This window comes from Kineococcus indalonis (genome assembly GCF_009906395.1).
In the GTDB taxonomy this organism is placed as follows: Bacteria; Actinomycetota; Actinomycetes; order Actinomycetales; family Kineococcaceae; genus Kineococcus; species Kineococcus indalonis.
In genome coordinates this window covers 1-7597 of the sequence record NZ_JAAALM010000165.1, presented here as the reverse complement: position 1 = coordinate 7597, position 7597 = coordinate 1, and the positions used below count along the sequence as shown (strand labels likewise).

Below are 7597 nucleotides of genomic sequence, written 5' to 3'. Positions count from 1 at the left end.
GCGGCTGGCCGACGCAGCCGCTGCAGGCCGGTGCGGGCGAGCAGCACGACCCGTGGACGACCCCGGGCGGCCCCACGCCCCCCGGCGGCGGCTCCGGCGACGGCTCCGGCGGCTCCGGCGGCGGGCGCGGCCGGCGGCCGGGCTGGCTGGGAGTGACGGGCGTGGCGGTGGCCTGCGCGGTGGCGGCCAGCGCGCTGACCGCGGGCCTGCTGGGCGCCTTCGGGCAGGAGGGGGGCACCGCCGCGCCGGCGTCCTCGGCCGGCACGCGGGTCCAGGGGGTCAGCGAGACGACCGTGAACTGGCAGGGCGTCGCGAGCGCGGTCGCCCGCAGCGTGGTCTCGGTGGCCGTGACGTCCTCCACGGCGTCCGGGGAGGGCTCGGGCATCGTCTACGACGCCTCCGGACGCGTCGTGACCAACAACCACGTCGTCAGCGGCGCCGGCGCGGACGCGCGGATCACGGTCACCCTGGACGACGGGCGCGAGTACACCGCCACGGTCGTGGGCACCGACCCGGCCACCGACCTCGCCGTGATCCAGCTGCAGGACCCGCCGAGCGACCTGCAGCCGGCCACGTTCGCCGACTCCGACGAGGTCGTGGCAGGTCAGGCGGTCATGGCGCTGGGCAACCCGCTGGGCCTGGCCGGCAGCGCCACCACCGGCATCGTCTCGGCCGTGGACCGCCCGGTGCTGACCACGGCGGAGGACCAGAGCCAGCAGCAGAGCCCGTTCGGCAGCCCCTTCGGGCAGCAGACGACCGCCGAGACGGTGGCGACCAACGCCATCCAGACGGACGCGGCGATCAACCCGGGCAACTCCGGCGGCGCGCTGCTGGACTCCAGCGGCCGGGTCGTCGGGGTGAACTCCTCGATCGCCTCGCTGAGCACCAGCGCCTCCAGCTCCCAGTCCGGCAGCATCGGCCTGGGCTTCGCGATCCCCTCCAACGAGGTGCGGATGATCGCCGACCAGCTCGTGGCGGACGGCAGCGCCGAGCACGCCTGGCTGGGCGTGAGCCTGGCGCAGCAGGACGCCACCGTCACCGCCGGCGGGGTCACCCGCACGGGCGCGCAGGTCGCCGAGGTCACCGACGGCGCCCCGGCCGCGCAGGCGGGCGTGCGCACCGGCGACGTCGTCACGGCGGTGGACGGGCAGTTCACCGCCGGCTACGAGTCGCTGACCGCGACGATCCGGGAGAAGGCCGTGGGCAGCGAGGTGACGCTGACGGTGGTGCGCGACGGCCGCGAGGAGGAGCTGACCGCCACGCTGACCGCCCGCCCGGAGAGCTGAGCCGGCGCCCCGGCGCGCACCGGGTGCTCAGCGCACCGGGTGCTCAGCGCACCGGGTGCTCGCGGACCAGGTGCTCGCGGGCCAGGGGCAGCCACCAGGCGGCGGCCAGGGCGGGGTCGTCCAGGGCCGCGGTGCGCGCCCGCGCGCCGGGGTCCGGCACCTCGCCGGGCGCCGCGGGCAGCAGGCCGTCGTGGCGCACCGCGGTGCCGGCGGGCCCGTGCCGCCAGGTGCGCCGGAACCCCAGGGCCGGGCGCCCGCACGCGCCGCCGGGGGCCGCGGGCAGCTCGCCGCGGGCGGTGAGCAGGACGCCGCCGGCGGCGGGCACGAGCAGCAGGTGCGCGCCGTGGGGGGCGGGCACCCGCGCGCAGCGCACGACGTCCACGCGCACCCCGGGGGCCGGGGAGGTGGTCGCCAGGACCTTCTCCCCGCGCCGCTTGGGGGTGCGCAGGCCCGCCGCGCGCACGCGCCGCAGCAGCTCGCGGGTGCTGACCGCCTCGGCGCCGGCCTCCACGGCGCGGCCGACCAGCTCGGCGGGCACGTCGTAGTGGTCGCCCTCGAAGGCGCCGCGCGGCACGCCGAGGGCGGCGGCGAAGGCGTGCAGCTCCTCCAGGGAGCGGTCGCTGGCCAGGTGGGCCCACCAGCGCCCGTGCGCGGGCCAGCGGGCGGGGTCGACCAGGACGCTCACCGGGCGCTCGCAGGTGCGGGCTGCGCGCGCCGCGGGAGGCACCGGCGGCCCCGGCCGGCGGGACGGTCGGCTGCTGTGGACGGCGGCGGCACCGGGCTCCTCGCGCCGCCTAGCGTCGCGCTCCTCGGCGGGGAGGGACGGCTCTCCCCCACGCGGCGCGGGTCGCTCCCGCGCGGAGGAGGATGCCATGAGCAGGTTCGAGGTCGACAGCGCGCGCGTGCAGCAGGCCGGTGCGGCGGTCTCGGTCTCGGCGGCCGCCCTGGCCAGCGAGGTGGACGGGATGATGCGCCACCTGCTGGACCTGGAGTCGTGCTGGAAGGGCGAGGCCGCCAGCGGCTTCCAGGCGCTGAGCGCGCAGTGGCGCGGCACCCAGGACAGGGTGCGCGCCTCGCTGGAGGAGATCCAGCGGGCGCTGGCGCAGGCCGGCCGTCAGTACGCGGACGTGGAGACGGCCAACGCGCGCATGTTCGCCGGCTGAGCCGGACGTGCGGGGAGCCCCCACCTTCTTGGCCTGGATGTCGTTCATGTGGCACCTCCCGTTCATCTTCTGTTCACCTGAACCTACGCCTCTCCCGGATCGAAATCCAGTCAGGACCGCGTCAACACCGCGTCAGGCAACGAATCGTGATGCGCTCGTTACCAGTCGTCAGGAACAGGGGTGCGTGGGAGGCCCGCACCCGCAGGGCCGCTTAGGGTGAAGCGGTGACGAGCGTCCACCTGGGGCTGCCCGCGGTGCGCCCGGCGGGCGCGGGCCCCGTCGCGGTCGTGCCGGACGAGCGCTTCCGCACCGGCCCGCTGCGCGACCGGCACGGGCGCACCGCGCGCGACCTGCGGGTCTCGCTCACCGACCGCTGCAACCTGCGCTGCCACTACTGCATGCCGCCCGAGGGCCTGCCCTGGCTGGAGCGCCCCGCCGTCCTCGACGACGGCGAGGTCGTGCGCCTGGTGTCGCTGGCCGTGCGCGAGCTCGGCGTGCACGAGGTCCGCTTCACCGGCGGCGAGCCCCTGCTGCGCCGCGGCCTGGAGGACGTCGTGGCCGCCACCGCCGCGCTGCGCACCCCCGGGGGCAGGCGCGTGCGCACCTCCCTGACCACCAACGGCATCGGCCTGGCGCGCCGCGCCGCCGGCCTGGCCGCCGCCGGCCTGGACCGGGTCAACGTCTCCCTGGACACCCTGGACCCCCAGCGCTTCGCCGCCATCACCCGCCGCGACCGCCACGCCGACGTGGTCGCCGGGGTGCGCGCCGCCGCCGCCGCCGGCCTGGCGCCGGTGAAGGTCAACGCCGTGCTGCTGCGCGGCGTCAACGACGACGAGGCCGCGCCCCTGCTGCGCTGGGCGCTGCGCGAGGGCTACCGGCTGCGCTTCATCGAGCAGATGCCGCTGGACCCGCACGGCACCTGGCAGCGCAGCGACATGGTCACCGCCGAGGAGGTCCTGGCCGCGCTGCGCGCCGAGTTCGACCTGCGCGAGCGCCCCGCCGCCAGCCGCGGCTCCGCCCCCGCCCAGACGTGGGACGTCACCGACCGCGAGGGCCGCACCGGCGACGTCGGCGTCATCGCCTCGGTGACCCGCCCCTTCTGCGGCGACTGCGACCGCACCCGGCTGACCGCCGACGGGCAGGTGCGCACCTGCCTGTTCTCCACCACCGAGACCGACCTGCGCGACGCCCTGCGCGCCGGCGCGAGCGACGACGAGCTCGCCGCGGCCTGGCGCGCGGCGATGTGGGGCAAGCGGGCCGGCCACGACATCGACGACCCGGGGTTCCTGCACCCCGCCCGTCCCATGAGCTCGATCGGGGGCTGACGTGAGCGAGGGCACCACCGCGACCACCACCGGCGCGGGCACCGGTCCGGGCGCGCACGCCGGGGCGCCCGGGCGGCGCGTGGGCGTGCGCTACTTCGCCGGGGCCGCCGCCGCGGCCGGCGTGGAGGAGGAGGTCGTCGAGCTGCCCGCCGGCGCCACGCTCGCCGACCTCGTCGCGCACGTGGGCGCCGCGCGCGGGGCGGACCTGCGCCGCGTGCTGGCCGCGTGCACCTTCCTGCTCGACGGCGTGGGCGCCGGCCCCGGTGACGTGCTGCCCGCCGGCGCCGCCGTGGACGTGCTGCCGCCCTTCGCCGGCGGCTGAGAGCGCCCCGGGCGGCGCGCCGGGGCCGCACCCCGCGGGGCCGCTGAGCCGCGCCGGCGCGCTCAGGCCGCGAACGGCGCCGGGTCGAAGGTGCCGTTGCGCTCGCGGAAGGCCGTGGCAGTGTCCGGCCACAGCAGCGTCAGCCGCCCGCTGCGCGGGTCCACGTACCAGTTCGTGCAGCCCCCGCGCAGCCACACCGTGCCCGCCGCGGCCTCGTCAAGCCCGCGGGTGTAGCTCTCCTGCGCCGCGGCGGTGACCTCCAGCGGCCCGCCGGTGCGGGCCAGGTGGTCCAGCGCGCCGGCCAGGTAGCCCAGCTGGCTCTCGATGACGTGCACGGCCGAGTTGTGCCCCAGCGTGGCGTTGGGGCCGTCCAGGACGAACATGTTGGGGAAGCCGTGCACGACCGTCGAGGCGTGCGAGACCATCCCGTCCGCCCACGCCTGCGCCAGCGTGCCGGTGCGCCCGGTGACCAGCTGCGCGTACGGCTGGGCGGTGGTGGCGAACCCGGTGGCCAGCACCAGCGCGTCCAGCTCCGCGCGCGTGCCGTCGGCGGCCACGGCCGTGCGGCCCTGCACGCGCCGCAGCGCCGAGGGCACCCACCGCACCCCCGGGCGCTGCAGCGCGGGGTAGAAGTCGTCCGAGAGCAGCACCCGCTTGCAGCCCACCTCGTAGTCCGGGGTCAGCGCCGCGCGCAGCGCCGGGTCCGGCACCTGCGCGGCCAGGTGCTCCAGCGCCCGCGCGCGCAGCCGCGCCAGCTCCCCCGGCTCCCGGTGCCGGGCGGCGATGCCGGTCTCCATCTGCGCGAAGACGTCCTCGCGCAGGCGGCGGGCCGCGGCGGGGTCGGCGGCGAAGCGGGCGCGCTCGGCCGGCGAGTACGCGCGGTCCCCGCGCGGGACCACCCACGGGGCGCTGCGGGCGAACACCGTCAGCCGCGCGGCCCGCCGCGCCAGCTGCGGCACGACCTGCACGGCGCTGGCCCCGGCGCCCACGACCCCCACGCGCGCGCCGTCCCAGGCGACGTCCCCGCGCCAGCGCGCGGAGTGCACCACGGGCCCCTCGAAGGAGGACAGGCCCTCCACCTGCGGCGGGCGCGGCTCGGTGAGGCGCCCGGCCGCCAGCACCAGGGCGCGGGCGCGGAAGCGCCCCGCGGCGCTGAGCACCTCCCAGCGCTGCGCGGCGGCGTCCCAGCGCGCCGAGCGCACCTCGGCGCGCAGCCGCACCCGGTCGGCGACCTCCCGGGACACCGCGCGCAGGTAGGCGTGCACCTCCGCGCCGGGCGCGAAGACCCGCGACCACGACGGGTTGGGCGCGAAGGAGAAGGAGTACAGGTGGGCGGGCACGTCGCACGCCACCCCGGGGTAGGTGTTGTCGCGCCAGGTGCCGCCGACGTCCCCGGCGCGCTCGAGCACGACGAAGGACTCCCGGCCCCGCCGCGCCAGGGTCAGCGCCGCCCCGATGCCGGCGAAGCCCGCCCCCACCACGACGACGTCGACGTCCTCGACGCCCCGGGCGTGCGCGGCGCCCCCGGGGTGCCCGGCGTGCGCGGTGCCGCTCACGCCGGGACGGCCGCCGGACCCACCGGGTCCACCGGGCCGTCGGCGTCGCCGTAGCGGGTGGTGCGCCGGCGCACCCCGCGGCCCAGCGCCGCGGCGGTGCGCTCCACGTCGGCGCGCGTCATCGTCAGCCCCCGCTCCTGCCCGGCGGCGGGGTCCAGCTCGCCGTCCAGCAGCAGCCCGCCGAGGTCGTCGGCGCCCCCGGCCAGCACCTGCAGCACCAGCGGCCCGGGCAGCTTGGGCCAGGCCGCCTGCACGTGGTCGATGCGCCCGGCCAGCAGCAGCCGCGCCACGGCGACGACGGCGCGCACCTCGCGCGCGTCCGGGCCGGGCCGGCACCCGGCGGGCAGCGCCGCACCGGGCGGCGGCACGAACGGCATGGGGATGAACTCGGTGAACCCGCCGGTGCGCTCGGCGACGCCGGCCAGCAGCCGCAGGTGGGCCACCTGGTGGGCGGGGGTCTCCACGTGGCCGTGGACCATCGTGGCCGTGGACGTCAGGCCCACCTCGTGGGCGGTGCTGACCAGCTCCACCCAGCGCGCCACCGGCAGGTCCGGCCCGCCGGCCAGGCGGGCGCGCACGTCGTCGTCGAGGATGCGCGCGCCCGTGCCGGGCACCGAGCCCAGGCCGGCCTCGCGGGCGGCGCGGAGGAACTCGCGGGGGCTGCTGCCGCGGCGGGCGGCGGCGTCGGCGACCTCGGCGGGGCGGAAGGCGTGCAGGTGGATCCCCGGGGCGCCGGCGGCCACGTCGCGCACCAGCTCCAGGTACCCGTCGGCGGGGGCGCCGGGCGGCAGCGGGCCCTGCGCGCACACCTCGCTGGCGCCCAGGCGCTGGGCCTCGGCGGCCAGCTCGCGCACCCGCGCCCGGGCGGTGGGGGTGCCGGCGCCCACCCGCTCCACGTCGAGGTTGCGGTTGACGACGTACGTCACGTCCCCGCCGGCGCGCTGGGCGCGCACCGCGTCGGCGATCGCGCACAGCTCCTCCAGGGCGGGGCCGTCGGCGCCCAGCAGCGCCTGCGCCTGCGCGTCGCTGAGCCGGTCGGGGTCGGAGGCCGCGGTGCGCAGGGCGGCGCGCAGGTCAGCGGTGGGCACGCGGCGAGGCTAACCCGGCCGGTGCCGGGCGGCGCCACGCGGGCACCGGCGGCGGCGCGGGCGGCTCCGTCAGGGGCAGTCGACCCACTCGGCGCCGCCGTCGGCGAAGCGCTGGTGCTTCCACACCGGCAGCTGCGCCTTCACCTCGTCCACCAGGCGCGCGCAGGCCGCGAACGCCTCGGCGCGGTGCGCGGCGGAGACCGCCACCGCCAGGGCCACGTCGCCGACCGCGAGGTCGCCCAGGCGGTGGCTGACGGCGACGGCGTCCACCGCCGAGGCCGCGGCCACCTGCGCCACCACCCGCGCCAGCACGTCCGCGGCGCTGGGGTGGGCCACGTAGCGCAGGTCGTCCACGCCGCGGCCGCCGTCGTGGTCGCGCACCACGCCGGCGAAGGTCACCACCGCGCCGGCGGCGGCGTCGGCCACGAGGGCGGCGTGCTCGTCGACGTCCAGGACGTCGACGGTGACCGCGGCGCGGGCCACCCGCCGGGCCGGGGCGCGCAGGCGCGAGGTGTCGGGTGCGCTCGTCACGCGCCCAGGGTAGGCGCGGGGGTGCGGGCGCGCCGCGCCCCGCCGTGGGGGAGACTCCCGGCGTGGAGGACTGCGGGAGCTGGCGGGTCGTCGTGCCCGTCAAGGGCGGCGGCGCGGCCAAGACGCGCCTGGCCCTGCCGCCGGGCCCGCGCCTGGCCCTGGCCACGGCGATGGCCCTGGACTGCCTGGAGGCGGCGCTGCGCTGCGGCGCCGTGCAGGCCGTGGTGTGCGTCAGCGACGACGGCGCGGTGCGCGCCGCCGCCGCGGACCTGGGCGCCGCGGCGGTGCCGGCCGGCGGTCCGGGCCTGGCGCGCGCGGTCGACGCG

Annotated in this window: 7 protein-coding genes and 2 pseudogenes; 5 read left to right on the top strand and 4 right to left on the bottom strand. The window is 79.0% G+C overall.

The window, feature by feature from the left end; translation table 11 throughout:
• A partial coding sequence (locus GTR00_RS10075; protein ID WP_205705478.1) for a S1C family serine protease occupies positions 1 to 1286 on the top strand: 1286 nt, incomplete at its 5' end.
• A 43-nt stretch (positions 1287 to 1329) separates the two neighbouring features.
• On the opposite strand, the gene GTR00_RS22950 is transcribed toward GTR00_RS10075, so the two are convergent.
• The gene (locus tag GTR00_RS22950) at positions 1330 to 1971 is read right to left on the bottom strand and encodes a DUF4031 domain-containing protein (protein ID WP_323132379.1); all 642 of its coding nucleotides are present in this window, start codon (positions 1969 to 1971) and stop codon (positions 1330 to 1332) included.
• A gap of 187 nt (positions 1972 to 2158) precedes the next feature.
• Between GTR00_RS22950 and GTR00_RS10065 the strand changes: the two genes are divergently transcribed.
• The 3 genes from GTR00_RS10065 to GTR00_RS10055 all read left to right on the top strand — a co-directional run bounded on the left by GTR00_RS10065 (position 2159) and on the right by GTR00_RS10055 (position 4096).
• A complete protein-coding gene (locus tag GTR00_RS10065) occupies positions 2159 to 2449 on the top strand; it encodes a WXG100 family type VII secretion target (protein ID WP_166611489.1) in 291 nt (96 codons plus the stop codon).
• Between the two features lie 224 nt (positions 2450 to 2673).
• Entirely contained in the window at positions 2674 to 3774 is a 1101-nt protein-coding gene (gene moaA, locus GTR00_RS10060; RefSeq protein WP_166611488.1) for a GTP 3',8-cyclase MoaA, read from the top strand.
• Positions 3775 to 3853: 79 nt separating this feature from the next.
• Positions 3854 to 4096: a MoaD/ThiS family protein gene (locus GTR00_RS10055; RefSeq protein WP_166611491.1), complete on the top strand. Its 243-nt coding sequence runs from the start codon at positions 3854 to 3856 to the stop codon at positions 4094 to 4096.
• A gap of 62 nt (positions 4097 to 4158) precedes the next feature.
• Here GTR00_RS10055 and GTR00_RS10050 read toward each other — a convergent pair whose 3' ends face one another.
• From GTR00_RS10050 to GTR00_RS10040, 3 genes and pseudogenes are all read right to left on the bottom strand, one after another.
• Positions 4159 to 5652, bottom strand: a complete 1494-nt coding sequence (locus tag GTR00_RS10050) for a flavin-containing monooxygenase (RefSeq protein WP_166611487.1) — start codon at positions 5650 to 5652, stop codon at positions 4159 to 4161.
• Positions 5649 to 6740: an FO synthase gene (locus tag GTR00_RS10045; RefSeq protein ID WP_323132377.1), complete on the bottom strand. Its 1092-nt coding sequence runs from the start codon at positions 6738 to 6740 to the stop codon at positions 5649 to 5651. Before GTR00_RS10045 ends, GTR00_RS10050 begins: the two co-directional genes overlap by 4 nt.
• A 69-nt stretch (positions 6741 to 6809) precedes the next feature.
• Positions 6810 to 7235: pseudogene (locus GTR00_RS10040) on the bottom strand (molybdenum cofactor biosynthesis protein MoaE); the annotation flags it as partial.
• Positions 7236 to 7315: 80 nt separating this feature from the next.
• Between GTR00_RS10040 and GTR00_RS10035 the strand changes: the two are divergent.
• Positions 7316 to 7597, top strand: a pseudogene (locus tag GTR00_RS10035) (2-phospho-L-lactate guanylyltransferase); the annotation flags it as partial.